Annotated in this window: 26 protein-coding genes; 12 read left to right on the top strand and 14 right to left on the bottom strand. The window is 45.9% G+C overall.

The window, feature by feature from the left end; all coding sequences use genetic code 11:
- Nucleotides 1–56: 56 nt before the first annotated feature.
- From H3H32_RS17265 to H3H32_RS17245, 5 genes are all read right to left on the bottom strand, one after another.
- Nucleotides 57–1,715 carry a TldD/PmbA family protein gene (locus tag H3H32_RS17265; protein WP_182463913.1) on the bottom strand — a complete coding sequence of 553 codons (1,659 nt, stop codon included), beginning with the start codon at nt 1,713–1,715 and terminating at the stop codon, nt 57–59.
- 465 nt (nt 1,716–2,180) lie between these two features.
- A complete protein-coding gene (locus tag H3H32_RS17260; protein ID WP_182463912.1) occupies nt 2,181–2,603 on the bottom strand; it encodes a hypothetical protein in 423 nt (140 codons plus the stop codon).
- Nucleotides 2,604–2,717: 114 nt separating this feature from the next.
- Entirely contained in the window at nt 2,718–3,803 is a 1,086-nt protein-coding gene (locus H3H32_RS17255) for an ATP-grasp domain-containing protein (RefSeq protein ID WP_182463911.1), read from the bottom strand.
- Nucleotides 3,804–4,198: 395 nt separating this feature from the next.
- Nucleotides 4,199–4,657, bottom strand: a complete 459-nt coding sequence (locus H3H32_RS17250; protein WP_182463910.1) for a DinB family protein — start codon at nt 4,655–4,657, stop codon at nt 4,199–4,201.
- A 102-nt stretch (nt 4,658–4,759) separates the two neighbouring features.
- Nucleotides 4,760–5,464 (bottom strand): esterase family protein, encoded by a 705-nt coding sequence (locus tag H3H32_RS17245; protein ID WP_182463909.1) that lies wholly within the window; start codon nt 5,462–5,464, stop codon nt 4,760–4,762.
- Between the two features lie 147 nt (nt 5,465–5,611).
- Between H3H32_RS17245 and H3H32_RS17240 the strand changes: the two genes are divergently transcribed.
- The 3 genes from H3H32_RS17240 to H3H32_RS17230 all read left to right on the top strand — a co-directional run bounded on the left by H3H32_RS17240 (nt 5,612) and on the right by H3H32_RS17230 (nt 9,181).
- Nucleotides 5,612–6,484, top strand: a complete 873-nt coding sequence (locus H3H32_RS17240) for an alpha/beta hydrolase (protein ID WP_182463908.1) — start codon at nt 5,612–5,614, stop codon at nt 6,482–6,484.
- Nucleotides 6,485–6,532: 48 nt separating this feature from the next.
- Nucleotides 6,533–7,351: a glycoside hydrolase family 16 protein gene (locus H3H32_RS17235; RefSeq protein WP_182463907.1), complete on the top strand. Its 819-nt coding sequence runs from the start codon at nt 6,533–6,535 to the stop codon at nt 7,349–7,351.
- 99 nt (nt 7,352–7,450) lie between these two features.
- Nucleotides 7,451–9,181 (top strand): alpha/beta hydrolase, encoded by a 1,731-nt coding sequence (locus H3H32_RS17230; RefSeq protein ID WP_182463906.1) that lies wholly within the window; start codon nt 7,451–7,453, stop codon nt 9,179–9,181.
- Between the two features lie 85 nt (nt 9,182–9,266).
- Here H3H32_RS17230 and H3H32_RS17225 read toward each other — a convergent pair whose 3' ends face one another.
- On the bottom strand, nt 9,267–10,301 hold the full coding sequence (locus H3H32_RS17225) for an aldehyde dehydrogenase family protein (protein ID WP_182463905.1): 1,035 nt from the start codon (nt 10,299–10,301) through the stop codon (nt 9,267–9,269).
- 133 nt (nt 10,302–10,434) lie between these two features.
- On the opposite strand from H3H32_RS17225, the gene H3H32_RS17220 reads away from it, so the two are divergent.
- The 3 genes from H3H32_RS17220 to H3H32_RS17210 all read left to right on the top strand — a co-directional run bounded on the left by H3H32_RS17220 (nt 10,435) and on the right by H3H32_RS17210 (nt 13,717).
- Complete coding sequence (locus tag H3H32_RS17220; RefSeq protein WP_182463904.1) at nt 10,435–10,785, top strand: 4Fe-4S dicluster domain-containing protein; 351 nt, start codon at nt 10,435–10,437, stop codon at nt 10,783–10,785.
- Nucleotides 10,786–11,140: 355 nt separating this feature from the next.
- Nucleotides 11,141–12,316: a porin gene (locus tag H3H32_RS17215; protein ID WP_182463902.1), complete on the top strand. Its 1,176-nt coding sequence runs from the start codon at nt 11,141–11,143 to the stop codon at nt 12,314–12,316.
- Between the two features lie 66 nt (nt 12,317–12,382).
- On the top strand, nt 12,383–13,717 hold the full coding sequence (locus tag H3H32_RS17210; RefSeq protein ID WP_182463901.1) for an ammonium transporter: 1,335 nt from the start codon (nt 12,383–12,385) through the stop codon (nt 13,715–13,717).
- 195 nt (nt 13,718–13,912) lie between these two features.
- On the opposite strand, the gene H3H32_RS17205 is transcribed toward H3H32_RS17210, so the two are convergent.
- The 3 genes from H3H32_RS17205 to mtaB all read right to left on the bottom strand — a co-directional run bounded on the left by H3H32_RS17205 (nt 13,913) and on the right by mtaB (nt 16,120).
- A complete protein-coding gene (locus tag H3H32_RS17205; protein ID WP_182463899.1) occupies nt 13,913–14,320 on the bottom strand; it encodes a DUF6855 family protein in 408 nt (135 codons plus the stop codon).
- Between the two features lie 12 nt (nt 14,321–14,332).
- Nucleotides 14,333–14,695 carry a DUF1304 domain-containing protein gene (locus H3H32_RS17200; protein WP_182463898.1) on the bottom strand — a complete coding sequence of 121 codons (363 nt, stop codon included), beginning with the start codon at nt 14,693–14,695 and terminating at the stop codon, nt 14,333–14,335.
- An 81-nt stretch (nt 14,696–14,776) separates the two neighbouring features.
- Nucleotides 14,777–16,120: a tRNA (N(6)-L-threonylcarbamoyladenosine(37)-C(2))-methylthiotransferase MtaB gene (gene mtaB, locus H3H32_RS17195; protein ID WP_182463897.1), complete on the bottom strand. Its 1,344-nt coding sequence runs from the start codon at nt 16,118–16,120 to the stop codon at nt 14,777–14,779.
- A 137-nt stretch (nt 16,121–16,257) separates the two neighbouring features.
- On the opposite strand from mtaB, the gene H3H32_RS17190 reads away from it, so the two are divergent.
- From H3H32_RS17190 to H3H32_RS17180, 3 genes are all read left to right on the top strand, one after another.
- Entirely contained in the window at nt 16,258–16,965 is a 708-nt protein-coding gene (locus tag H3H32_RS17190; RefSeq protein ID WP_182463896.1) for a 16S rRNA (uracil(1498)-N(3))-methyltransferase, read from the top strand.
- Entirely contained in the window at nt 16,962–17,621 is a 660-nt protein-coding gene (locus H3H32_RS17185) for a DUF4159 domain-containing protein (protein ID WP_182463895.1), read from the top strand. Before H3H32_RS17190 ends, H3H32_RS17185 begins: the two co-directional genes overlap by 4 nt.
- A gap of 106 nt (nt 17,622–17,727) precedes the next feature.
- A complete protein-coding gene (locus H3H32_RS17180; RefSeq protein ID WP_182463894.1) occupies nt 17,728–18,549 on the top strand; it encodes an acyl-CoA desaturase in 822 nt (273 codons plus the stop codon).
- A gap of 144 nt (nt 18,550–18,693) precedes the next feature.
- Here H3H32_RS17180 and H3H32_RS17175 read toward each other — a convergent pair whose 3' ends face one another.
- The 3 genes from H3H32_RS17175 to H3H32_RS17165 all read right to left on the bottom strand — a co-directional run bounded on the left by H3H32_RS17175 (nt 18,694) and on the right by H3H32_RS17165 (nt 22,140).
- Nucleotides 18,694–19,221: a 5' nucleotidase, NT5C type gene (locus H3H32_RS17175; RefSeq protein ID WP_182463893.1), complete on the bottom strand. Its 528-nt coding sequence runs from the start codon at nt 19,219–19,221 to the stop codon at nt 18,694–18,696.
- Between the two features lie 128 nt (nt 19,222–19,349).
- Entirely contained in the window at nt 19,350–20,786 is a 1,437-nt protein-coding gene (locus H3H32_RS17170) for a dihydrolipoamide acetyltransferase family protein (RefSeq protein WP_182463891.1), read from the bottom strand.
- Between the two features lie 100 nt (nt 20,787–20,886).
- Nucleotides 20,887–22,140, bottom strand: a complete 1,254-nt coding sequence (locus tag H3H32_RS17165) for a competence/damage-inducible protein A (protein WP_182463889.1) — start codon at nt 22,138–22,140, stop codon at nt 20,887–20,889.
- Between the two features lie 148 nt (nt 22,141–22,288).
- Here H3H32_RS17165 and H3H32_RS17160 point away from each other — a divergent pair, with 148 nt between their 5' ends.
- Nucleotides 22,289–23,050: a DUF4197 domain-containing protein gene (locus H3H32_RS17160; RefSeq protein ID WP_182464374.1), complete on the top strand. Its 762-nt coding sequence runs from the start codon at nt 22,289–22,291 to the stop codon at nt 23,048–23,050.
- A 72-nt stretch (nt 23,051–23,122) separates the two neighbouring features.
- Here H3H32_RS17160 and H3H32_RS17155 read toward each other — a convergent pair whose 3' ends face one another.
- Together H3H32_RS17155 and H3H32_RS17150 are read right to left on the bottom strand one after the other, a co-directional pair.
- Nucleotides 23,123–23,521 carry a group III truncated hemoglobin gene (locus H3H32_RS17155; protein WP_182463888.1) on the bottom strand — a complete coding sequence of 133 codons (399 nt, stop codon included), beginning with the start codon at nt 23,519–23,521 and terminating at the stop codon, nt 23,123–23,125.
- Between the two features lie 86 nt (nt 23,522–23,607).
- A complete protein-coding gene (locus H3H32_RS17150) occupies nt 23,608–23,955 on the bottom strand; it encodes an ArsC family reductase (RefSeq protein ID WP_182463887.1) in 348 nt (115 codons plus the stop codon).
- 115 nt (nt 23,956–24,070) lie between these two features.
- Here H3H32_RS17150 and gldC point away from each other — a divergent pair, with 115 nt between their 5' ends.
- A complete protein-coding gene (gldC, locus tag H3H32_RS17145; RefSeq protein WP_182463886.1) occupies nt 24,071–24,421 on the top strand; it encodes a gliding motility protein GldC in 351 nt (116 codons plus the stop codon).
- Nucleotides 24,422–24,487: 66 nt separating this feature from the next.
- Complete coding sequence (locus H3H32_RS17140) at nt 24,488–25,672, top strand: thioredoxin domain-containing protein (protein WP_182463885.1); 1,185 nt, start codon at nt 24,488–24,490, stop codon at nt 25,670–25,672.
- Nucleotides 25,673–25,760 lie beyond the last annotated feature (88 nt).

Raw genomic sequence — 25,760 nt, 5'->3', positions numbered from 1 at the left:
TACGATTTTCTACGAATGGTAACTCGTAAACCGTAATTCGTACATCGTAAATTCTCTTAAATTTTCCGTCCAGTATTGATTACGTTAACGCCGTTGAAACGGGTAGTTGCACTGCCGTGCGAAACGGCGCTGACCTGCGAGGGCTGGCCTTTACCATCGAAGAACGAACCGAATGTGCGGTAGTCATCTTTGTCGCAAAGCTGGGCGCAGGAGTTCCAGAATTCCTGGGTGTTCGATTGGTAAGCTACATCGTCGAGCATACCAACGATTTCGCCATTCTTGATTTCGTAGAATAATTGACCGCCGAACTGGAAGTTATAGCGTTGCTGGTCAATGGAATACGAACCCCGGCCAATGATGTAAATGCCTTTGTCGACACCTTTAATCATGTCGAAAACCGAGCGTTTTTCAGTACCTGGCTGTAGTGATACGTTCGGCATGCGCTGGAACTGCACCGAATCCCAATTGTCGGCATAGCAGCAACCGTTTGATTCCTTTTCGCCCAGAATAGCCGCCTGATCACGGATAGCCTGGTAGTTCACCAGAATGCCATCTTTAATCAAGTCCCACTTTTTGCAGGGAACGCCTTCGTCGTCATAGCCAACGGTTCCGAGTGTGTAAGGCTGCGTTTTATCGGCTACAATGTTGACTAATTTGCTGCCGTAGTTGAAGGTTTTGGTTTTCCACTTATCTAAGGTGGCAAAACTGGTTCCGGCGTAGTTGGCTTCGTAACCTAACACCCGATCGAGTTCGGTGGGGTGACCAACCGATTCGTGGATGGTCAGGCCGAGGTGATTGGGATCTAGTACAAGGTCATACTTACCCGGCTGGACGGTTTTGGCGGTTAATTTTTCCTTGGCCTGTTTGGACGCCATAATGGCATCCTCCACCATGTCGTAGGAGTTTCGGTAACCAATTAGTCCGTTAGGCGCTTTGATTTTCTCCGAATCCAGGCCGTCGAGGTATTCATACCCCATACCCATCGGCGAACTAATGGCATCGCGGGTTTTAAACTTTCCGGCTGCCCGGTCAACAACCGATACCGTAAACGTTGGCCAGATCCGGTGAACATCCTGATCGATGTATGAGCCATCGGTCGAGGCAAAATACTTTTGCTCGTTGATGAAAAACAGGTTCGAGGTAACGAAAGCCGCTCCGTTTTTCATTGCTTCTCCATTCACATTCATCAGCAGATCAATCTTCTGCTGAACCGGAATGTCGAAGGCGTTTTTCTTGATGGGCGTCTTCCAGCTTACTTCACCAACACCTTTCTGTGGTGCCAAGACAACCGGCTCCGTTTGAAGTTTGGCATTCGCTTTGGCAATGGCTACGGCTGTTTCGGCACATTTGGCAATGGCGTCTGGCGTGACATTGCTGGTGGCGGCAAAACCCCAGGTTCCATTAGCAATAACCCGGATACCTACGCCAAATGATTCGGCGCTAGTGATGTTCTGTACTTTGGTTTCGCGGGTGAAAACGAATTGTTGTAGATAGCGTCCAATTCGAACGTCGGTGTAGGTGGCCCCTTTACTTTTGGCTGCGTTAAGAGCGATGTCGGCTAAGCGTTTCTTGGCGGCTGTATCGATGCCTACGCCCCGGCCGCTGGCTTCACGCAGGTACTCGGCTGATACTGAATTGCCGAACACGGGGACACCAGCTGTTAGCAGGCCACCAATGCCTAAGCCAGACAACTGGATAAAATCTCGTCTTTGCATGTACTCAGAAGAAGATGATTGTTGATGAGAGAGCTTAATATACTCCCGGAAAAAGCACGAATATGGCTAAAAAACGTGAACTGATTAATATAGAAGTTTTATTTTGTGACAAACGGTGAACCATAAGTGGGCTAATATTCCCAATATTATTCGGTAAAATTGCTCATACGCAGTTTATTCGGAAAGAACAGAAACCGGGAAATTTGCGCTTGTTTATGGCTATTTATACTCAACAGTTGGCGGAGCATTTTGAGGGCTCGTTAATTTTGATTCACGCCAGCATTCGCGATCTGGAAGAGAAGAAAATCTTTGCCGACTGAACCGCCGGACTGTCTTGAATGGATGGGATTTCGCTGTCCCCGCTGAGCGTAGCTTCTGGCCTACGCCAAATAAAGATGACTTTTAGTCATGTATGCATTGAAACACGAGCTGAAGCCCGTGGGTACAATTAACCCCTTAACAAATCTAGTTAGTAAGTCGTACCAATGTTCGGGTAGCGGTAGCAGGATGACGGAATCCAACTTCAAAGAAATTGTCGAGGTATAGCTCATTCCCCTTTTGCTCGATGTAAAAGGGGGCGTAATAAATAGTGCTAGCGTACATGTCGTAAACACTGATCGTATCACCCTTTAGGTAGTATCGGTAGAAGCCACTACCGAGTTTTGGGGCAAGATAGCCCGCTGGGTTAATCTCTCTACCTCGGTTAACCAATAGCGTGTTTGCTGATGAACTGCCAGTTTGATCAAGGTTAAAGATAATCGTGTCCTTTCGAGCAGATTTCTCAATCCAGGTGCCAGTCAGTCCATCGGCCGAAGGTGCAACAGGGGCAGATTGTTTACAGCCTGTAAAGCCTATACTCAGCGCGGCTAGATAGAACAATGGGCGCATAGGTAAAATGGATAATGTACAATGGATAATGAATGATGAGGTTGTGCTGATAACCAATAGGTTAATTTACATTATCCATTATCCATTATCCATTAGCCATTATCCATTGTACCACTACTTCTTACTCTTCTTTGGCTTCTCTTCTTTTACTTTCTCGGCCTTAGGTGCTTTTTCTTCTTTGGGCGCTTCCTTCGTTTTGGGGCTCTTTGATGATTTCGCTTCCGGAGTCGTCTCTACCGCTTCCTGACTCATCACCGATCCGCGTACAAATGTTCCCCAGGTAAGGTTGTCTTTACCTTTCTGCAATTTTTTAGCCCGTTCGATCGCCATGTTAGCAGCCGCTTCGACTACCCAATCGAAATTCTCCTGTCCAACCGAGTGGATATCGGCATCAGGAGCCGGATTGCAGAAATCAATAGCGATGGGGATACCGTCGCGCACGGCAAACTCAACCGTATTGAAATCGTACCCGAGTCCGTGGTTTAATTTCAGTACGTAATCGGTCATGGTGGCGAGGAGTTTCTTGCCCGCGTCGCCAGTGGTTTTCATTTCGGCGGCATACCGTAGGTGATGCGGGTTACGAGGTTCGTAAGGCATAATGCGCACATCTTTGCCACCAATGCAATAGCATCGGAAATAATCGGTAAAGTCTATGGCTTCCTGGTACAGCATAACTAGCTGACCTGTTTCGTCATAGGCTTTAAACATCTCATCTGGATTATCGACTTTATAGACGCTTTTCCAGCCACCGCCCGCATGAGGTTTCATGAAGGCAGGGAAGCCAATATGCTGAAAAATACCATCCCAGTTCATGTGTTTCAGGTTACGAAACGAGTTATGGTTGGTATCGTCTGGTCGTTCTTTAGAGGGTAGCAAAATGGTTTTTGGAACCGGAACCCCGAGTTGAACGGCGAGAGCATTATTGAAAAATTTCTCATCGGCACTCCACCAGAATGGGTTATTGACTACAGCTGTGCCAGTTAAAGCTGCATTTTTTAAGAATGCCTTATAAAAAGGTACATCCTGCGAAATCCGGTCGATGATAACGGCATAATCGGTTGGCACGCTTTGTTCAACCTGATCAATACTGACAAATTCGGCCGGAAAGGCACTTTGCTTTTCGTTGACTCGATCGATAAAGGCCTGTGGGAATGTGTTCTCTTGACCGAATAAAATACCTATTTTGGATTTGGGGCTCATAGTGAATTAGTTAAGTGCTGAGTAAAGTGATGTTGGTAAAACGATAAGATGGCAAGTTGATTACTTAACTAAGGCAAGTTGCAGTTGTTAAGGCAGAAAAACAAAAAGCCTCGTTTATGACTAACGAGGCTTGGGGAAGATCTGGAACAGAAATCAATTGTAAAATGCCGAGCATACATATTGACTTAATATGAAACCTTGTTCATTACTGCGTTGAATGTACATGTGTAACCCTTGAGGGGTTGTACGAAAATTGGGTCGAACAAGTGAAAAAGTTAACATAGAGGAAAAAAATATGCTTAAGTCTTTTTACTAGCAAGCAACTATTATACCGATTTAGTGATACAAATAGATTAAAAAGAAATTAAAATCAGGTGTTTTACTATATAAATTGCTTAAAATAATGTCTTTAAGTGATGCTCCAGGTGTAAAATATAATCTTCGATAAGCCATGCTAATGACTTATTGACAGTGTTGCCGCTTATCTGAACCGGATTTGTTAAGGTGTCGGAAGGTATTGCATCAACAATATGCAAAACCTGTGTGTTAAGACTGGCCCAAAGTGTTAACAAGTGCGTTACAGGAAGCTGTTGGTATTGGTTAACACCAACTAATTTGTTCTGGTTGTAGGGCTGAATAAGGTAGGGCCCATCTGCAAATTGGGCATCCGTAAACCGCTTCAAGTTATTGATTGCCGAATCAATTAAATGACCGAGAATCTCCTTTCGAGACCATTTTCCTGGAGCATGTTGGGTTAACTCGCTTTCGGATAAAGCGCTCAGCTGGTCTGGCACTTCGTAAATGTAAGCACGCAGACGGTCGAGAGCGCTGCTTAGAGTGTCTGTTGGAAGCATGAGAAATGGAAGCCGCGTAAGCAATTGTGCAAGTAAAACCTATAAGGTATTAGAGACCTTATAGGTTTATTGTCAACTAATTAGCCTGAACTATAAAAAGAGCTAAATCTGGCTTAAATAGCGGGGGAACTGATCCTTCCAAACGGGCCAGTCATGATTTCCCCAGGGCGTTACATCTAATTGGTGACGGATTCCCTTACGACTCAGAATTCCCGACATCTGATAATTGTCTTCTTTACAGAAATCGTACTCCGAAGTTCCCAAAACGATATTCATGTGGTAGAACTGATCGTTATGCGCATTGGGCAGAAAATCGGGTGGGTTATTGAAATAGACGTTATCATCGTAATAGCCACCCAAAAATGACCGAATATTGAATGCCGCGCCCATAGTGAGCAGATGCCCAACCTGTTCTGGGTGGCGGAAGGCAAAGTTCAGTGCGTGGTACCCACCAAACGAAGCGCCCGAAACGCCAATCTTCTGCACATTACACTCCCGTTGAATACCCGGAACGAGTTCCTCGTGTAAAAAACGATCGTAAAGAACATGGTTCCAGATACGAGTGCCGGGATGTAGGTGTTTGGCGTACCAGCTATCGCGATCAATACTGTCGATGCAATACAATTTGACTTTGCCCGTCTCTACAAACCAACGTGCAGTTTCGGTTAAACCAAAGTCTTTGTATTCATAATAATGGCCCATAGAGGTCGGGAACAGCAGTACAGGGTAACCCCAGTTGCCGTAAACCAGCATCTCAATATCCCGGCCGAGGTGATGCGAATACCATTTGCGATAATCTTCCTGCACGGTGTTAATTGGTTGATGAAAACGTTGAAAATTTCGGTTGAAAATAGAACAAATAGCTGGCTCAGGCAAAAAAGACAGGCTCATGAATCGAAAAAAATGCCTACTTTGTGGTTTGTGAAGAGTATCATTTCGTTATTTCTTGTATTTATGGCTGACTTTATACCAGCTTCAACCTGTGCTGAACCACCCACCGTAACGGTTCGGCACGACGATTCATTATTTTCTGTTCCTCTCAAGCGAATCGTTCATTTAGATATTATCTTGCCCCCTGATTATCAGGCTTCCAATAAAGTGTACCCTGTTTTATACCTCAATGATGGCCAGGATCTGGAGCGGCTGAGAATGACCACAGTCCTAGACTCACTTTATCAGAAAAAAGCTATTCAACCGTTTGTACTGATTGCAATCCATGCCGGCGACCGAATTCAGGAGTACGGCACAGCAGCACAGGCTGATTATATGAATCGGGGGAGTAAGGCTGGTTTGTACACCGATTTTCTACTGACTGAACTGATACCGTATATCAAAAAGCAGTATCATATCAGCGTCGAACCTGCACAGTCTGTAGTGGCTGGCTTCTCATTGGGTGGTTTGTCGGCCTTTGATATTGTCTTTCATCACCCCGAGCGGTTTTCTAAGGCGGGCGTTTTTTCGGGTTCATTCTGGTGGCGTAGCAAAAGCACAGCAGATGGCTATCGGGATGAAACCGACCGCATTATGCACGACCTCGTTCGGAAAGGAAACTATAGCAAAGGGCTGAAGTTTTGGTTCGAGACTGGCACCGAAGATGAAACCAGCGATCGCAATAACAACGGTGTTATCGACGCCATCGACGATACGCTGGACCTGATGAGTGAACTGGTTAAAAAGGGCTATCGCTATGATACTGATGACGATCATCAGTCCGACATTCGCTATGTTGAAATCAAGGGTGGCAAACATAATCAGGAAACCTGGAGCGCTATAATGCCTGATTTCCTGACGTGGGCATTTCCTGCAAGCGAAAGAGCAAAAGATTGAAAAAGTGGTTTACCAGTACGATAAAGAAATTCACTAGCTTACGACGCTATGAAAATATTGCTGATAATGAAGGTGCTAGCCCTGGCTATCTTACTAGCCTGCAAAGCCCCAGACCTAACTATTCCTGGTAGTACGACTACTCTGTCTACTGCTCCCAAACTCATCTGGTCGGATGAATTTACGAAATCGGGACTACCCGATTCAACGAAGTGGGTTTATGAAGTAGGGGGAAATGGTTGGGGAAATAATGAGCTGGAATATTACACAGCCCGACGTCCGGAGAACGCCCGTATCGAAAACGGAAAACTCATTATTGAGGCCCGTAAGGAAGCCTACGAGGGAAAAAACTACACATCGGCCCGCTTACTGACTAAAGCCAGATGGGAACATGGCCGGATTGAAGCTCTGGCTAAATTGCCTTCCGGTCGTGGTACCTGGCCTGCTATCTGGATGCTAGGCGAAAAGGTCGCTACGGCTGGCTGGCCGCTCGGTGGCGAAATCGATATTATGGAGCACGTGGGTTTCGATGAAGGCGTTGTGCATGGCACGGTACATACAGAAGCGTACAATCATGTAAAAGGTACGCAAAAAGGACAGCAGGTAACAATTAAAGATGCGACAAGTGCCTTTCACCTATACGCCATTGAGTGGACGGCCGATAAAATCGATTTCTTCGTTGATAATCAGAAATACTACACGGTTGAAAAATCAGTTTTGGGCAGTGAGGTGGCTCAGTGGCCTTTCGAACAACCGTTTTATCTGATTCTGAACATGGCGGTCGGCGGAAATTGGGGCGGCCAAAAAGGCGTTGACGAGACGATTTGGCCCCGGCGTATGGAGGTAGATTATGTGCGGGTTTATCAGTAAGGAAGCCTAAATTGATTTCCTCTAAAATCAATTAGGTAACAGCGTCAAGAATTGCCAAATTCAGTATCTTACCTGCTGTAAATCAACCTGAACTTCCTCATGAACTATCGGCTACTTCTTATTTTACTAGGGCTACTCAGTGTGGGCGTCCATGCCCAGCCCAACGCTGGCTCGACAACGTTTTCTGTTTCGTTTCCGAGTACCCAGAGTAAGGCCGCGTTAGATGGGCGTGTATTGCTTATTCTGGCTAAAACCAATAAGCCGGAACCTCGGTCTCAGGTGAGTGATGCAGTTGAAACGGCGCAACTGTTTGGTCTGGATGTGAACGACTTACAACCTGGCCAGGCAGCCGTGGTCGATGCCAGTGCCTTTGGTTATCCAAAGCGGAGTTTGAAAGACCTTGCACCCGGCGATTATTATGTGCAGGCCGTTTTACACAAATACGAAACGTTTAAGCGCAGCGATGGCCACACAGTGAAACTGCCAATGGATAGGGGAGAAGGCCAGAATTGGCGAACAGCACCCGGAAATTTGTTTAGTAAGCCACTAAAAGTCAGTATAATAGCGAAAACTAAGCAACGTATTTCGGTGGTGATGGATCAGGTAAATCCGGCCATCCCCGAACCCAAAGACACAAAGTTTATCAAGCACATCAAAATTCAGAGCAAACGCCTGACTGAGTTTTGGGGGCGCCCGATGTATCTGGGGGCTAATGTGTTGTTGCCCGCCGGTTTTGATGAACACCCTGAAAGCAAGTATCCGCTCTGTTTGTTTCATGGCCATTTTCCCGCTGATTTCGACGGCTTTAGCGAAACCCCGCCACCAGCCAACATGGATACTACCGATTACATCGAACGGTTTCATGTTCATGGTTATAAAAAGATTGTAGCTCAGGAAGCCTATGATTTTTATGAAAAATGGACAGGCAAAGACTTTCCTCGGATGTTAATTGTAGAAATCCAACATGCCAACCCTTATTATGACGATTCCTATGCCGTAAACTCTCAGAATCTTGGTCCCTACGGCGATGCGATCATGTATGAACTCCTGCCCGAAATCGAAAAGCGATTCAGGGGAATAGGGCAAGGATGGGCCCGGTTTACGTATGGCGGTAGCACGGGTGGTTGGGAGGCTCTGGCGGCACAGGTATTTTATCCCGACGAGTTCAATGGTTGTTTTGCCGCCTGTCCAGACCCCATCGCGTTTGATGCTTATACAGTATTCAACCTTTATAAAGATAAAAACGCCTATTATTCGGAAGGGCCATTTCGTCGGACACCCCGACCAAGTCAGCGTAATTACCTTGGACAGGTGAAGGTTACGATGGAAGAAACCAACCATCGGGAGTTGGCTATTGGTACGCACAATCGCTCTGGCGATCAGTTTGATATTTGGGAGGCTGTTTACTCACCCGTTGGCGAAGATGGATACCCCAAGCGAGTATGGAATAAACTAACGGGCGAAATCGATTCGACGGTGGCAGCCTATTGGCGTCAGAACTATGATCTGATGCATATTTTGAAGCGTGACTGGAAAACGCTTGGACCCAAAGTAGCCGGTAAGATTCATATCTACTGCGGAGATATGGATAATTACTATCTCAACAATGCAGTTTACTTAATGGAGGATTTCCTGAAAACGGTTAAAGAGCCTGCTGCCAACAGCGAAGTAGCCTATGGCGACCGAGCTGAACACTGCTGGAATGGCGACCCTACCCAGCCAAATTATATTAGTCGTCTGCGTTACAATACAATGTACGTGGATAAAATTCTGAAACGTATTGAAACATCGGCTCCCCAAGGAGCTGATTTGAAAAGCTGGCGCTATTAAATGCGTTTCAGGAAGTTGTAAGGTTATCGAGTTGTGAAGTTTAAGTAAGCGTAAGCCAACTTTACAACTCGATAACCTTACAACTTTATAAGGTTGATAAAAAGGCCATTGTATCTACACCATCGGCATAATCACTTAAGCCAGGGCGTTGAGTTTGACCAAAAGCAACGCTGTTAGGATACCATCCCTTTGCCGAAGCTACGACCTGAATCTGGCTGGCATGGTCAGTTAACCAGGCCGATGCGTCGTCCTGAGTTTGGTAGGTCTGGAAGTAAAGAACAGAGATAGGCGATACCAACCCCGGATTTTCGGTTACCAGCAGAAAGCCATTATCGAAGTGAGGAACTGCATTGATCAGATAAATCGATTTATTGTAATCGTAGTTATTCTGATACTTGTGATTATTGAGGTAAAAAGAGATCTGCGGTTCCAACGCGCGTAAAAGAGGGACAAAGTCGTAACCATCCGGAACTAATATAGTAGATACATTGCGGCAGCCAAGCCCAAAATAATCTAAAACATCGTGCCCAAGTTTCAGAAACTCTTCTTCATTCTCTTCACCCATTAACAGCCCAACTGATGTGCGATTTTTACGGATCAGATGCGGCTTCTTGGCAAAATAGTATTCGAAATAGCGGGCTGTATTGTTACTACCAGTGGCAATGTAAACATCGGCGGCATTTAACCGTTCGGCTTCTTCAATCCACGGATCGAACGATGGGTTGATCTCCTTTATTTTTTGTATTAAATAGTGAATTAATACAAAATCCTGTGAGCTAAGCTTCGCTAAAAGCCGATTACCACTCATGAGTACACAAAGTAGATCATGAAAGCCAACGGCCGGGATATTACCCGCCATAACAACCCCGACTGTGCGGGCGGGCGTATTCAGAGCCTCTGTTTTGAGCGACGGATACTGGTCAATCCAGGCAGTGAGTTTATCGACCGACAGGAACTGGTCTGCAATAGCCCGCAGCGCATTTAACGAGTTAGCAGGCGTGAAAAAATTATTTTTGTGATAGGCCCGTTGGGCAATTTCGTCCAGTTCGGGCTGTGAACTGGCTGAGCGAAGAAAGTCGCCCAAAGCCACGAACGTTTGCAGGCGTTCTGATTGAAGCATGAATTAGATAAACAAATGGAATACACCATCAACTAATGTAATGAAATATTAGTTTGCCGCCAACCTTTAAATAGTTATATTTGTTGTTCAATTTAAGAAGTCATATTTTTAGCGTATATAAATCAGACTGCTCATGGCAATCATGATCACCGACGAGTGCATCAACTGTGGTGCCTGCGAACCCGAATGCCCAAACACGGCTATTTACGAAGGCGGGGTTGAATGGACCTGGGGTGGAGGAACCGAATTAACCGAAGTCGATTTTGGCGATGGTACAGTTGTGAGCGGCAAAGCTCCCCAAACGCCTGTCTCAAACGAATTCTATTATATTGTATCGGATAAGTGTACCGAATGTGTAGGCTTTCATGAAGAGCCTCAATGTGCAGCCGTTTGTCCGGTAGATTGCTGTGTACCCGATCCAGACGTTGTTGAGGAAGAAGAAACCTTACTAGCTAAAAAAGCATGGTTACACGCCGAAGCTTAATAGTATAGTCGATTAAGAAAAATCTGGCAAAGCCCGATCAGTCCGCTGATCGGGCTTTGCTGCTTTATACGCGTTTATTGGCTCCAAATCGTGGATAATAGCCCCAAAATCTGATAATTTTCTACAAGAAGAATATTTGGTAAATTGATTTATAAGCCAAATAAATTAAAAAATTTTATTTTAAGTCATTTTCAGTATTTCTAATAGAATTAATAGTCTATTTTCAATAATATTGACTAAAAAACACAAAAACGAGTGTTTTTTTTGCACTATAACTTGCATACAATAATTTCTATGACAACATTTGCTCAGAAATATAACCTACGTCGGATCTTTACCCCGCCAAATTATTAGTATGAAAAAAGCAATTTTACTTATTAACTGTTTGTTTCTTGGTTTTGTCGCTCAGGCGCAGGATTCTACAAGTGCCACTCCTGGAAAGTTCACCTTCTCTGGTTACATGGACACCTATTATTTTGGAAACTTTAATAATCCAAAAAGCCAGTCGAACTTAGGTTTGAATGGTTCAGGTGTTGGAAATGCTCGCGCATTTGATCAGAAGGCTGGTCAATTCGGAATTGGCTTGATTCAGGCTAAAGCGGTTTACTCGGCTAGCAAAGTAGATGCTGTAATGGACCTGACATTTGGAACATTCGCTGATCTGGGAAACTATGGTAACAACGTAGGTTTACTTGGAACTCCTGGTTCAACGGCTTTAGCTATTAAACAAGCGTACATTGTTTTTAAAGCAACCGACAAACTGTCGTTCACGGCTGGTCAGTTTGGTACGCACATCGGTTATGAGGTGATCGACGCTCCGATTAACTATAACTACTCGCTCTCTAACCTATTCAACAACGGTCCCTTCTATCATATCGGCTTGAAAGCTCAATATGCATTCAGCGATAAGGCTTCGTTAATGTTAGGTTTGGTTAACAACGTTGATAACCTGGTTGATAACAACAAAAAGAAAGGCCTGATCGGTCAGTTCTTCTTCTCGCCAGTTGCTGGCTGGAGTGTTTACCTGAACGGTATTATCTCAAACGAAGCATCGAAAGACATTACCAACACAAATGGCACTGTGGCTGTTTCGGCTGATGATGCTATGTATCAACTCTTCGACCTGACAACTACTTACCAGATTACCTCTAAATTCTTCTTGGGTCTGAATGCTGCCGCTGGTTCACAAAAGGGTGATTATCAGGGTGTAGGCGGTCCAGTTACGTCGAAAAGCTGGGGTGGTGTTGCTGGTTATGCTAACTACGCATTCACCGACAAATTTGGCTTAGGCGTTCGTTACGAAACATTCGACAACAAAAACGGCGCTCGTGCCCTGACAGACGCTGCAGGCAACGGTGCTAGCGTTAACTCGATCACGGTTACCGGCAATATCACAGCTGCGGATGGCCACGTCCTCCTCAAGCCTGAACTGCGCATTGACAGCTACTCGGCTAACAAATTCGAGAAAAACGACGGATCGCTCTCAAAATCACAAGCTACCCTCGGTATGGCTGCCATCTTTAAATTCTAGTACGCGTACCACGTTTTCTTAACCTAATTTAATTTTTAACTAGTACAACAAAAAACCTCGATTACCATGCAAAAGCCCAATTACATTCCTCTAGTTCTGTTGGGAATTGTCGCCATTCTTGGTGTAATTCCCGGTTTCAACTCCGTTCCGACGCAAATCGTGACGGAAGGCATCAACTCAGGTGATACCGCCTGGATGCTTGTCGCTACTGCCCTGGTTCTGCTGATGACGCCTGGTCTGGCGTATTTCTACGGTGGAATGGTTAACAACAAAAACGTTATTTCTACAATGCTCCAAAGCTTCGTAGCGATGGGTGTGATCAGTATTTTGTGGGTAGTTGTTGGATTTAGCCTGGCATTTGGCTCATCGATTGGCGGTTTCATTGGTAACCCAATGGATCACTTCATGTTCAAAGGCGTACTGGATGGTAAGCCTTGGTCGTTAGCAGCTTCGATTCCACTGGTTGTATTCGCTTTCTTCCAATTGAAGTTTGCGGTTATTACACCGGCTCTGGTAACGGGTTCGATGGCTGAGCGCATCAACTTTCGCTCGTATGTTCTGTTCATGATTCTTTTCAGCTTGTTCGTATATGCACCATTAGCACACATGACCTGGCATCCAGATGGTATCCTGTTCAAATTAGGTGTGCTTGACTTTGCTGGTGGAACAGTTGTTCACATGTCGGCGGGTTGGGCTGCTCTGGCTGGTGCTTTATATCTGAAACGTCGGAAGTCGCATCTCGAAGCTAGCTACTTTCCACCAGCTAACATTCCATTTGTATTGTTAGGCACAGGTCTGCTGTGGTTTGGCTGGTTTGGTTTCAACGCTGGTTCGGCGGTTGCTGCCTCACCACTTGCTGCTTCTGCTTTCGCTACTACGAATACGGCTGCTGCAGCTGCTGGTCTGGCATGGGTATTATTCGATGCTGCTAAAGGCAAGAAAGTATCTGCTCTTGGTTTCTGTATCGGTGCTGTTGTTGGTCTGGTAGCTATTACGCCAGCCGCTGGATTTGTTACTATTCCGAATGCCATTTTCATCGGGACGGTTGGTGCAATGATATCGAACTATGTAGCTCATCTACGTTCAAAATCTACGCTCGACGATACACTTGACGTATTCCCTTGCCACGGTGTTGGTGGTATGGTAGGTATGGTGATGACGGGTATTTTCGCAAGCAAAGGTGTTAACTCGGCCGTTGTTGACGAAGGTCTTGCATTTGGCCAAACGACGCTGTTCGTTAACCACATGATCGCCCTGGTTGGTGTTTCAGTTTTTGCCTTCGTTTTATCGTATGCTTTGCTTAAAGTAACAGATTTGATTCTCCCACTTCGTGTAACCGAAGAGGACGAGAAGTCTGGTCTGGACGTAAGCCAGCACGACGAATTCCTCATCGAAGCTTAATAATGTATGATGTATGATATAGGATGTATGGCCTTTCGTCAGCAGTCTATATCATACATCCTATATCATAGATACTTCAACAGAGCCACAGGCACCTGTCTGGCCTATGTCTGGCAGCTTTATCTGTGGTTTTGTTGTACTCATGGAGCCGTTCCCGCCTGGGAGCGGTTTCCTATTTTGTAGGAAATTGACTTGTTAAATAGCTCGCATACGATTGTTTTTGGGATTGTGCTCAACTTCGGCCAGTCCCAACACCTCCATAAGCGGAGGAATATACATGCCGAAACGACCGCGAAGCCCTTTCTTTAAGCCATACCATCCTCCAGCCGGATTATCGACCGATCGTCCCCAGGCTTCAACGGTTCCTTCTTTCGCTGGTTTTTGTTCATCAGCAGCACCCAGTTCCATCCAGTCGCCGTGCGCCTTGAGCATCTTGTGCAGATCTGCCAGACAACGGTAGTCGTAGTGTAAGACGGTTTTGCCGACCGTACATACCAAAATATCGCTACCGTCTTTCTCCGCTTTATACATGGTGTATTCGGCAGTGCCTGGGGGAGTCTTCAACCGCCAGGGACTTTCTTTTATACCGTTACCGTGTTCCATTCTTGAAGGTATTTAGGAAAGTAAAACAGCCAGTAAGGCTATGATTGCTGGAAGTGCCTGCACGAAAAGGATGGATTTCTGAGCGGTTAGCGCACCGTAAATACCGGCAACAATAACACATCCAAGGAAAAAATAGGCAACGTTTACACGCCATGCACTATCGTCAATCAATAAAGACCAGATGAGCCCAGCGGCTAAAAAGCCATTGTAAAGCCCCTGATTAGCGGCCAGTGCTTTGGTGGGCTCAAACAGTTCCGGAGCAAGGGATCGGAATGTTTTGCGTCCTCGGGTTGTCCAGGCAAACATCTCAAGCCATAAGATATAGATGTGCTCTATGGCAACAACGCCGATCAGAATTTCAGCAACTAGTTTCATGAGGTAAAGGAAGTGTTGGTTTACTCGAGTCTAGAGAAACAAAAAAGGCCGGTAGTTATACCGGCCCAAGTTGCTTAAAAATCAGTGGTGTTCCAATACTGTGGCATGTTCTTCTGCCTCCATTAGCCCTTCGGCGTTGATGGCCGTGAGCCGTACAGGTAGTGTTTCGTTAATGCGTAATGGATCGTATTGCGCAACTACTCGAACGTAGTTTTCGGTGAATCCCTGCATTTTACCATCTTCGATGTCTTCCTCAAAGAGTACCGTAGCATCCCGACCAATCTGCGACTCATAAAAAGCCCGTCGTTTTTTGTCTGACAGGATATGAAGCATTTTCGATCGCTCGGCTCGCACATGACCGGGTACTACTGGCTTAATACCAATTGCCGTTGTATTAGGTCGCTCGGAATAGGTAAACACGTGCAGGTACGAGATGGGAAGTTCGTTCAGAAACAGGTAGGTTTCTTTAAACTCGGTATCGGTTTCGCCAGGATGTCCAACAATGACATCTACTCCAATGCAGGCATGAGGCATCAGCTCCTTTATTTTCTGTACCCGATCAGCATACAGTTCGCGTTTGTACCGACGACGCATTAGACCCAATACACGGTTGCTACCCGATTGGAGGGGCACATGAAAATGGGGTACAAATCGCTTTGATTGGGCAACAAACTCAATAACTTCGTCGGTGAGCAGGTTTGGCTCGATGCTCGAAATTCTGAATCGTTCAATTCCGTCGACCTCGTCTAAAGCTCGTACCAGATCAAAAAAAGTTTCCTGACGCTGGCCATCGACCAACCCAAAATCACCAATATTTACCCCGGTTAAAACGATCTCCTTAACCGCACCGGCGGACCGTCCCCGTTCCGCAATTTCCTTCGCAGCGCGAACTACGTTGGCAACCGTATCGGAGCGGCTTTTGCCGCGGGCCAGAGGAATGGTGCAGTAAGCGCAAGGGTAATCGCAACCATCCTGAACTTTCAGGAACGTACGTGTCCGATCGTTGAGCGAGTAGGAGGCATGGTATTCAATCGCTTCTTCAATAGGTGAGTTGAATACTTGCGCTGGTTGGCCACTTGGCACTTTCTCGAATGTAGGCATGAGTTCATGCAACCGGAATTTCTCCGATGCACCCAAAACCGCATCAACACCCGGAATCTCCGAAATTTCTTTGGGCTTCAACTGGGCATAACACCCCAGAATAGCCACGTAACCATCGGGGTTTATTTTCTGCGCTTCGCGAACAATCTTCCGGCATTTTTTGTCGGCATTGTCGGTCACAGAGCAGGTGTTGATGATGAAGATGTCGGGCTGTTGATTGAATTCCACGCGCTCGTAACCATGCTGTTCCATCAGGCGGGCCAGGGTCGAGGTTTCGGAGAAGTTCAATTTACAACCGAGTGTATAGAAAGCGACTTTTTTCACAGTTAGTAATATATCCTGCAAAATTACAAAAAAATGGCGGGGCCGGTTCCGTTTTAACGTTGGATGACAGTACTTCCGGGCGATGTTGTCAGTAAATAACGACTGTCATCCATTGAGTCTGTATTTTTGTCTTACGTATGCACTTATTCTATCAACCCGGCCTGGATGGCCCCAACCCGCCTGAGTATTTAAGCGAAGATGATTCGCGCCATGCTATTAAAACGCTTCGACTTGGAATTGGCGAGCTAATTGCTGTAACTGACGGACAAGGAAACCGTTATGCGGCCGTTATTACAAAAGCCGATGCTCGACGGTGCGCCTTTCGAATAACCGAAACGCAAACAACAGCGCCGAGACCATTTTCTATTCGAATTTGTGTGGCCCCGACCAAAAATCTGGATCGCATCGAATGGTTTGTGGAAAAAGCCGTAGAGATTGGCATTGAGCGGATTAGTTTCTTTTTTGGGCAACATTCTGAACGGCGGGTACTGAAACTGGAACGAATCGAAAAGATTGCCGTATCGGCCATGAAACAGTCATTGCAATCGTTTTTGCCTATATTAGATGAAGCGATTCCATTTGGCGATCTGTTGAAAACCATCTCGGAGGAGCAACGATTTATTGCTCATTTGCCAGCCAACGAACCACCTGTGCATTTGGCTAAGGCGGCAACAGTAAACGGAAAGTACACCGTGTTGATTGGCCCAGAGGGTGATTTTTCGGAAAAAGAGATTCAACAGGCTATTGAGGCTAATTTTAAGATGGTAACGCTTGGACCTAATCGACTGCGTACCGAAACAGCCGCTTTAACGGCTTGCCAACTATTGAACTTTATAAACGCATGAAAAAGCTATTGCTGACAGTATTCATTATTCACTGTTCATTATGCATTGCCCAGGGTCAATATGCCTATAAAATTGCCAAGTTGAAATACAATGGCGGGGGAGACTGGTATGCCAACAAAACCTCGTTGCCGAACCTGATAAAGTTTGTCAATGCTAATTTGCGGATGAATATCTTCCCGGAAGAGGACATTGTTGAACCCGGTAGCCCCGATCTTTTTGGCTATCCGTTTGTTCATATGACGGGCCACGGCAACATTACATTTAGCGATGCCGATGTACAGAATATGCGCCGTTATCTGATGTCGGGTGGTTTTTTACACATCGACGATAACTATGGATTGGATAAGTTCATTCGTCGGGAAATGAAGAAAGTGTTTCCCGAACTCAATTTTGTTGAGCTTCCTTTCAACCATCCCGTCTATCAGCAGAAGTTCAAATTTGCGAGTGGTTTACCTAAAGTGCATGAGCATGATGGCAAAGCCCCACAGGGTTTCGGCCTGATTTATCAGGGTAGATTAATCTGTTTTTACAGCTATGAGTGCGATTTGGGTAATGGTTGGGAGGATCAGAGTGTTTATAATGACCCCGAGCCGGTTCGTCAGCAGGCTTTACGTATGGGCGCCAATCTATTACAATATGCGACGACCACAAATTAATTAAAGTATTATTTGGGGAAAGAAACCCAAACCGGTCGAAAAATCGTTAGTTTTGTAGTAATATTCTTAGTGACTCGTCTTGTTCACCTTTTAATTCATTAAGCTTGTGATTGTACTGGCCGCATTTCTTGGACATTGGTATCTGTCCCTGTTCTGCCAAACATTTTTTCTACACCGTTATTCTGCCCATAAAATGTTCTCGATGAGCAAATTCTGGGAGCGTTTTTTCTATGCCTTAACGTATGTATCGCAAGGTTCATCTTACCTAAGCCCACGGGCGTATGCCGTGTTGCACCGGATGCACCACGCGTTCAGCGATACTGAAAAAGATCCACATTCTCCGCATCACACTAAGAATGTGTTCACGATGATGTGGAAGACCAAAGATATTTATAACGCTGTTCTGCACCGCAAGCAGGCCATCGAAAAACAATTTGATCGGAATTATCCAGAATGGAATTTCATCGAAAAGTTGGGTGATTCGTGGGTATCGCGGGCAAGCTGGGGTGTTCTATATACCATATTCTACGTCTTTGCCTTTATCTATCTGGATATGCACTGGGCGTTTTTCTTCCTGTTGCCTGTTCACTTTGTAATGGGACCCGTGCATGGTGCTATTATCAACTGGAGTGGTCATAAATATGGTTACGCCAACTTCGACAATCAGGATAAGTCGAAAAATTCGCTGATTCTGGATGTTGTTATGATGGGGGAATTATTCCAGAATAACCACCACAAACGCCCCAATTCGGCAAACTTTGGTGCTAAGTGGTTCGAATTTGATCCAACTTTCCCACTCATTGGCATTCTACACAAGCTACACGTTGTTCGGTTAAGACCGTCGGCTGAAGCGAAGAAAGCACAATATGAAGTAGGCCACGATCGCCGGGTTGAGGTTGAGGAGGTTGAAAAAGAAATAGAGGCTTAAGCCAATTTAATTTCTCGACATAAATAAAAAAGCTCCGAGTACTCGGAGCTTTTTTATTTATGTCATTCCGACGTCAGGAGGAATCTTAAACCTCCCAATAAGTCAACCTTGAGATTCCTCCTGACGTCGGAATGACATAAAAGACTATAACAACACTTTCGCTACATCCTGCCAGGATTTCACGCGCCTGAACTGGTTGTCCTCCCGATTGTGTAAGGCATCAAAAAGCAATCCTTCACCCTGAAAGGTGCGAAGGTTGCGGGGCATGTCATCGATCAGATAAGCCGTGTTCAGAACGCTCTTATCACCCATGAAAATGTAGTTGTGCCACGAGATAGCTGGAAAATGCTCTTGGAGCCAATCCCATTTTTCACGCAATGAGTTTGGAAACTCCTGCGCTGCCGATGCGATGAAAATGTCGTATTTCTTCATCAGATCGGCAATCACATCCTGAGCGCCTTCCATTACCGGAATATCCCGAAAGAATCCAGGTTCGTAGACTCGCTTCGAAATGGCGTCGTATTCGTTCTCGTCGAATAATTCGTGAAATGATTTTTCTTTCAGTTCCTCGAGTGTGTAGCGAGGCATTTCGCCTTCCAGATAAAGCCGGATAAATTTGGCGTGCGTGTCGGCCATGACATCGTCCATGTCAATAGCAATGCGTTGTTTCATAAGGGTTGTCTGAACCGGGATTTATTTGATTTAACTGATTGACTTTGATTCTAGCTCATTGATTTTACTTGGAAAGAAAGCTGGGTATGAAAATCAAAGTCAGTCAGTTAAATCAAATAAATCCCGGTTCAGATTTTTAAGGTTGTATCAAATTTTTCTAAATAATCGGCTACGCGCCGTACGAACTGGCCGCCTAACGACCCATCGACAACACGATGATCATAGGAATGCGAAAGGAACATTAATTGTCGGATGCCGATAAAATCACCTTGTGGCGTTTCGATAACAGCTGGTTTTTTAACAATCGCTCCGAAGGCCATAATGGCTACCTGAGGCTGCACAATAATAGGTGTACCCATCAGGTTGCCGAACATTCCGATATTGGAGAACGTATAGGTTCCACCCGCCAAATCATCGGCAGTAAGCTTATTTTCTCGAGCCCGTTTGGTAAGGTCATTCACTTTTTTAGTCAAGCCGACCAGATTATATTGGTCAGCGTTGTGAATGACGGGGACAATCAGATTGCCACTTGGTAGGGCTACTGCCATGCCAATATTGATAGCTTTTTTTACTAAGATCTGGTCACCCTCCACCGAAATGTTAATCATCGGAAAGTCTTTAATCGCTTTCACGATGGCTTCAAGCAGAATAGGCGTGTACGTTAGATTTTCGCCGGTTTGTTGCTTAAATCGATCTTTGATCTTCGTACGCCATTCAACAACAGGCGTCAGATCGGCTTCGACAAACGAGCTGACGTGCGGGGAAATCTGCTTCGACTCCACCATACGCTGTGCAATCATTTTCCGCATACGATCCATCTGAATAATATCAGTCTGGCCGTTTAGGGAGCGTGGGGCAGGGGGCAGGGAGCTCGGTGCTGGGTGTTGGGATGGCGTAGTCTGGAAGCCAGTACTCCGCGCTCCTTGCCCCGCGCTCCCTATGCCTGGCAATCTTCCTTCTGCCCGATCAATGACGTAGGCAAGTATATCCTTTTTAGTAACCCGATTTTCGGCGCCAGAGCCCGGAATCCGATCAAGCTCATCGCGGGAAATACGTTCCTCCTTCGCGATATTCAGCACTAAAGGTGAGTAGAAGCGATCAGGGAAAGCGGTTGCATTGGCTACCACCGTTGCGGGGCGGCTGCTCATAGCCGAAATAGTGGCTTCCAACTCGCGGGCCGATTCGGTTATTTCAATGCTTTCGGTTTCGGCAGGTACATTGGCGATGTCTCCAATTCCTTTGGGTGTCTGATCCGCATCATCCGAGGCCGTTTCGTTGGGTTGCGACCCACCAGCAACAGGCTCTGACTCAGTTATAGCGGACTCCTCGGCTTCAATCCGGGCAATAGGGGCTCCAACGGCAACGACATCGCCATCTTTTACCAACAACTCTTTCAAAATGCCATTGCAGGGAGCGGGGACTTCAGTATCCACTTTGTCGGTCGCTACTTCCAATACCGATTCGTCGGTTTCAATGCGGTCACCAGGTTTTTTCAACCAGGTGATGACCGTACATTCCATTATACTTTCGCCCATTTTGGGCATGACCATATCGATGAGAGCCATTTTTGATGTATGAAGTATGATGTAGGATGTAGGATGTATTATATATGATGTATTCAGGAAAACTATACTATATCACATATTATACATCCTACATCCTACATCATATATTTAAAAGTTCTTCCCGCAGCATATTTAGCAAATACGTGCTGGTGAGTTGAATATTCTGGTCGCGGTATTGGCCAAGTTTCAGGAGCCGGGTAACGGTGCGCTGATCGGTGGAGCAGGCAATCCAGATGGTACCAACTGGTTTATCGGGTGTACCACCGTCGGGGCCAGCAATGCCGCTTGTGGCAATGCCAACGTTTGTGCCCAATGCCTTTCGGACTCCTTCGGCCATTTGACGAATCGTTTCTTCACTGACAGCTCCGTATTGATCCAGTGTTTCGGGTTTAACCCCTAAGGCGCTTACTTTTACGGCATTGCTATAACTGACAATGCTTCCCCAAAAATAGGCCGATGCGCCCGGCACCTTGGTAATTTGAGAGGAAACATAGCCACCTGTGCAGCTTTCGGCTATACCTAGTGAAAGGTTTTTGTCTTTCAGAAGTTTGCCAATAACCTCTTCCAGTTCGTCGTTATCGAAGCCAAATACATTTTTTTCGATCAAGGGCATAACCTTCTGAACTTGTTCGGCTAACTCTTGATCGAGTAACGCGTTGTCGTCGCCAGTGGCGGTTAAACGCAGTTTTACACCACCGAAGCTAGGAAGGTAAGCGAGCTTGATATGATCGGGTAATGCGTCTTCCCAGGCTTCAATACGTTCGGCCAGAAACGACTCGCCAATGCCAACCGTCCGAATCATCTTATGCTTGATGATTGGGGTCTGGAAATGCTCGGTCAATTTGGGTAAAAACCGATTGGTCATGAGGTGTTTCATCTCAAATGGTACTCCCGGTAATGAGATGTAGACCCGTCCCTGATGCTCGAACCACATGCCGGGAGCCGTTCCCCAATCGTTTTGGATGTAAACAGCATTGGCAGGTAGGTCGGCCTGGGCGCGATTGAGGTCGGTCATGGCGCGGCCCCGCTTCTCAAAAAAACTCGTTACAAACGCCAAGGCGGTTTCGTTGCGAACCATGCCGACACCAAAATAGGTGCAAAGCGTTTTCTTGGTAATATCATCTTTGGTGGGGCCAAGGCCACCAGTAATGATGATTACGTCGGCACGCTGATGGGCTTCGTTCAGAATTTGTAAAATGGCATCAGTCTGATCGCCTACTGATGACTTGCGAACAGGGCGTATACCAATGTTGGTGAGTTCGGTACCAATCCACTGCGTATTCGTGTCGGTAATTTGTCCGAAAAGAATTTCGTCGCCGATCGTAATGATTTCGGCACGGATCATGTTGGTCATTCGCGTTACATGGATCGCATGATCCAGTCTTAAGTAGCTAGAACGGATAACGAGTTCTATTAAACCTTCGTTTCGGCTAGCGGTCAAAAGTACGAAAAAACGATTTAGCGCCGTTGACCGTTATAAAATGGCAACCTGATTAATTCCAATTATGAAAAAAACTGTTCTCGTAACCTCATTACTGGCTCTGACACTCAACCAGGCTAGTTTTGCTCAGGATTCAACTCGTCAGAAGTCAACGGGAGGGGGGATTTTCGGCAAAATCATTAATGCCGTTAGTCAACCCGCTGGTGCATCAGGTAGCCTGACCAACACCGATATCGCATCTGGGTTGAAAGAAGCACTGCGTATTGGTGTAACCAATGGTTCGGCTCAGGCGTCGGCGCTGGATGGTTATTTTAAAAACCCACTCCTCAAAATAGCCTTTCCGCCCGAAGCGCAAAATGTAGCCGCCAAACTTCGGCAGATAGGATTCAGTAAACAGGTGGATCAGTTTGAGTTATCGCTGAACCGGGCGGCCGAAGATGCTGCCAAAAAAGCCGCTCCTGTGTTTGTGAAGGCGATTACGTCGATGAGTATTCAGGACGCCGTTGGTATTTTACAGGGCCAAAAGGATGCCGCCACGCAGTACCTCCGCCGAACATCGGGCCAGCAGTTGGTGACAGAGTTTACGCCGATCATCGATAGTACGCTTAAGAAAAACAATGCAACCAAGTACTATAGCGACTTGGTGAATACCTACAATAAAATCCCCTTTGTTCAGAAGGCTAATCCCAATCTGACAGCCTATGCAACGGGCAAAGCTGTTGATGGATTGTTTATTCTAGTGGCACAGGAAGAAGAAAAAATTCGGGAGAACCCAGCCGCCCGGGTTACGGATTTGCTGAAGAAAGTATTTAGTAAGCAATAAGTAACGTGGACCTCTGGTCCGCATTGCCAGAAGCTAGCATTAGTTTTCAGCAATGCGGACAGGATGTCCGCGCTACTCCATATACGAGTCGTTATTGATGTACTCCAGTTTGTTATTCCATACTAGCGCAATCTGAGTCGCGCGCTGCCGTACCTGTTCGGCAGTTTCTCCTGTGAAATTTTCGGTTATTGTTTGGGAAAATAGCTGCAACCAGCGCTCAAAATGATCGATGGTGAGCGTATGCTTCTGGTTTACGATTAAGTGCGGGCGGAAAGGATGTCCATCATAAGCGTTATTTCCCAGGATAATCGACTCCCAGAACGCATACATTTTGGGTAAGTGTTTCGACCAGTCTACCTGTGCCACATCGGTGAAAACGGGGGCAAGCAGTGCATCTATTTGTACTTTCTCGTAAAATGAATCCACCAGCAACTTGACTGCTTCTGGGGAATCCAATACTATTTTGGACATATTGTTACGGTTTCAGTTTTCGACAGGATTGTCACTCAGAACCGTGGCACGGCTCTGAGTGACAATCCTGTCGAAAGAACCCCAAGTTAACCCGGAAACGTTTCACTATAAGCGTCGGGTTTAAAGCCCAGCGCCACAATTTGTCCATTTTCTTCAATTAATGGCCGACGAATCACGGATGGTTTTTCAATCATCAGGGCAATGGCCGCTTCGGCGTTGGTTGGCTTTTTTTCATCGGGTAATTGCTTCCAGGTCATGCCAGATCGGTTTACCAGCTCTTCCCAAGGCTTTTGTGTAAGCCAGTGTTCAATCGTTTTTTTGTCAATTCCCTGTTTTTTGTAATCGTGAAACTGGTACTCAACGCCGTGTTCGGCGAGCCAGACGCGGGCTTTTTTTACAGTATCGCAATTGGGAATAGCGTATAAGGTATACATGTTAGTAGATTTCTTGGATGGACAAATTTAGTAGCGAGCTGTGAAACCCACACCGTATTAATGTTTGTTGCCAATCAAATCGCGGGTTTCCAACCGCACTATGTATTTTTGCCTCATGAAAAAATCAGACATTCACTTCGCAGTTGAACTGGATAATCAGAATATCCCCGAAAAAATATACTGGGAAGCCACCGACAATCCGAACGAAGGACTTAGCGATACCCGTGCCATTGCCATTGCCCTCTGGGACAATTACCATAATAGTACGCTAAAAATCGACCTCTGGACAAAAGAAATGGAAGTGGTCGATATGAAACGCTTCCTGATTGAAATAATGAGTGGTATTGCCGATACAGCTATTAATGCAACGGGCGATAAACGGATGGCCACCGATATCGAAAATACCTGCCGAGTGCTAAGTAAGCGGCTTGAAGAAGAAATTAAAGAGCAGCAAAAACAGCAATAGTAAACACGAAGCCAACATATTGGCCGTTAATTTGCTGATGCCTGTTTACCAATGATTTTACGATTCATGAAAAAAATTCTGCTGCTGCTCTTTGTGGCAACGAGCGCCCTTGCACAAAAAGGAATTCAGTTTAAACCCGTACCGGTTGAGAAGGTATTTCAGGAGGCAAGACGAGCGGGGAAACCCGTTTTTATCGAGATTTTTTCGCCCACCTGTCACGTTTGCGAAAGCTTCAAACCGACGCTGGCCGATGCGCGAGTAGGGAAGTTCTATAACGATAAGTTCCTAAATACGCAGTTAGACATTAATCAGCCATCAACACGGGCGTTTTTAGATAGCCGTCGGTTGTTTGTGCCGTCGTTACCACTTTTTCTGTACTTCGATCCGCAGCAGAATTTGATTCACTTTGCCATGAGTAATAACTCAACGGATGAAGTGATTCGGCATGGAAACAATGCCCTTGACCCAAAAACGCGAAGCCAAACCATGAAATCGCGTTATCAACAGGGCGAACGATCGGCTAATTTCCTGATCGACTATGCTATGTACAGCCGTGTGACGAAGGACACGGTCGCGAATATGGCTGCCATGAACGACTATGCCAGGCAGCAATCGGCTGCAACGTTTGCCAATCAGACAAACTGGCTGGCGCTGCAAAAGCTTGTTCTTGATTCCGAAAATCCCATTTTTCAGTATATGCTGAGCCATATGGATACTTATCGAAAGGCGTATGGAGTTCAGGAAGCACAACAGGTTGCAGAAAATATATTGATGTCGTCGTTGTTCAGCGGCCGGGGCGCTCAGTTCCCTATTTCGCGCATTCTTGATATTCGGCAGGATCTGGTTAAAATTGGAATCGACCCTAAGGTAGCGGCTAACCGGACGTTACTGCCCGAAGTGAACGCCTATTTTCGGGCTCGTCAGACGGGAAAAGCGGTAGAACGAATGGATAACCAGGTCAATTCTAATCAGTTGACGGTTTTGGAATACCAATATATTTCACATCTTTTTAACCGGAGTAGCCCCGATGCCAGTGATGTACCAACCGTGGTAAAGTGGATTAACAAAGGGCTTGCCCTAAAACCTGGTCCGAAAGAACAGGGTGATTTATATTACGAATTGGCTGAAGCTTATCGGCGTGCTGGTAAAACTGCCGATGCGCAGAAGGCCGCTCAAAAATCGATGGAACTAGCCCAGGCGAGCCATAACGATACGCGTAAGAACGTTGAACAACTGGGGAAATTGAAGTAGATCAATACAGAAGAGTCAACAAAAAGGGGCTTCCATTGTAATGGAAGCCCCTTTCTGTTGACTCTTCTGTGTGAAGGTATTATTGAAC

The organism is Spirosoma foliorum, from assembly GCF_014117325.1.
In the GTDB taxonomy this organism is placed as follows: Bacteria; Bacteroidota; Bacteroidia; order Cytophagales; family Spirosomataceae; genus Spirosoma; species Spirosoma foliorum.
The sequence above is the reverse complement of the archived record's forward strand: the minus strand, read 5'-3'. Positions and strand labels throughout refer to the sequence as shown.

Coding starts and splice junctions, on each gene's coding strand:
- H3H32_RS17265 (WP_182463913.1), bottom strand. CDS start 1,715: ATGCAAAGACGAGATTTTATCCAGTTGTCTGGCTTAGGCATTGGTGGC.
- H3H32_RS17260 (WP_182463912.1), bottom strand. CDS start 2,603: ATGCGCCCATTGTTCTATCTAGCCGCGCTGAGTATAGGCTTTACAGGC.
- H3H32_RS17255 (WP_182463911.1), bottom strand. CDS start 3,803: ATGAGCCCCAAATCCAAAATAGGTATTTTATTCGGTCAAGAGAACACA.
- H3H32_RS17250 (WP_182463910.1), bottom strand. CDS start 4,657: ATGCTTCCAACAGACACTCTAAGCAGCGCTCTCGACCGTCTGCGTGCT.
- H3H32_RS17240 (WP_182463908.1), top strand. CDS start 5,612: ATGGCTGACTTTATACCAGCTTCAACCTGTGCTGAACCACCCACCGTA.
- H3H32_RS17235 (WP_182463907.1), top strand. CDS start 6,533: ATGAAAATATTGCTGATAATGAAGGTGCTAGCCCTGGCTATCTTACTA.
- H3H32_RS17230 (WP_182463906.1), top strand. CDS start 7,451: ATGAACTATCGGCTACTTCTTATTTTACTAGGGCTACTCAGTGTGGGC.
- H3H32_RS17225 (WP_182463905.1), bottom strand. CDS start 10,301: ATGCTTCAATCAGAACGCCTGCAAACGTTCGTGGCTTTGGGCGACTTT.
- H3H32_RS17220 (WP_182463904.1), top strand. CDS start 10,435: ATGGCAATCATGATCACCGACGAGTGCATCAACTGTGGTGCCTGCGAA.
- H3H32_RS17215 (WP_182463902.1), top strand. CDS start 11,141: ATGAAAAAAGCAATTTTACTTATTAACTGTTTGTTTCTTGGTTTTGTC.
- H3H32_RS17210 (WP_182463901.1), top strand. CDS start 12,383: ATGCAAAAGCCCAATTACATTCCTCTAGTTCTGTTGGGAATTGTCGCC.
- H3H32_RS17205 (WP_182463899.1), bottom strand. CDS start 14,320: ATGGAACACGGTAACGGTATAAAAGAAAGTCCCTGGCGGTTGAAGACT.
- H3H32_RS17200 (WP_182463898.1), bottom strand. CDS start 14,695: ATGAAACTAGTTGCTGAAATTCTGATCGGCGTTGTTGCCATAGAGCAC.
- H3H32_RS17190 (WP_182463896.1), top strand. CDS start 16,258: ATGCACTTATTCTATCAACCCGGCCTGGATGGCCCCAACCCGCCTGAG.
- H3H32_RS17185 (WP_182463895.1), top strand. CDS start 16,962: ATGAAAAAGCTATTGCTGACAGTATTCATTATTCACTGTTCATTATGC.
- H3H32_RS17175 (WP_182463893.1), bottom strand. CDS start 19,221: ATGAAACAACGCATTGCTATTGACATGGACGATGTCATGGCCGACACG.
- H3H32_RS17170 (WP_182463891.1), bottom strand. CDS start 20,786: ATGGCTCTCATCGATATGGTCATGCCCAAAATGGGCGAAAGTATAATG.
- H3H32_RS17165 (WP_182463889.1), bottom strand. CDS start 22,140: ATGACCAACATGATCCGTGCCGAAATCATTACGATCGGCGACGAAATT.
- H3H32_RS17155 (WP_182463888.1), bottom strand. CDS start 23,521: ATGTCCAAAATAGTATTGGATTCCCCAGAAGCAGTCAAGTTGCTGGTG.
- H3H32_RS17150 (WP_182463887.1), bottom strand. CDS start 23,955: ATGTATACCTTATACGCTATTCCCAATTGCGATACTGTAAAAAAAGCC.
- gldC (WP_182463886.1), top strand. CDS start 24,071: ATGAAAAAATCAGACATTCACTTCGCAGTTGAACTGGATAATCAGAAT.
- H3H32_RS17140 (WP_182463885.1), top strand. CDS start 24,488: ATGAAAAAAATTCTGCTGCTGCTCTTTGTGGCAACGAGCGCCCTTGCA.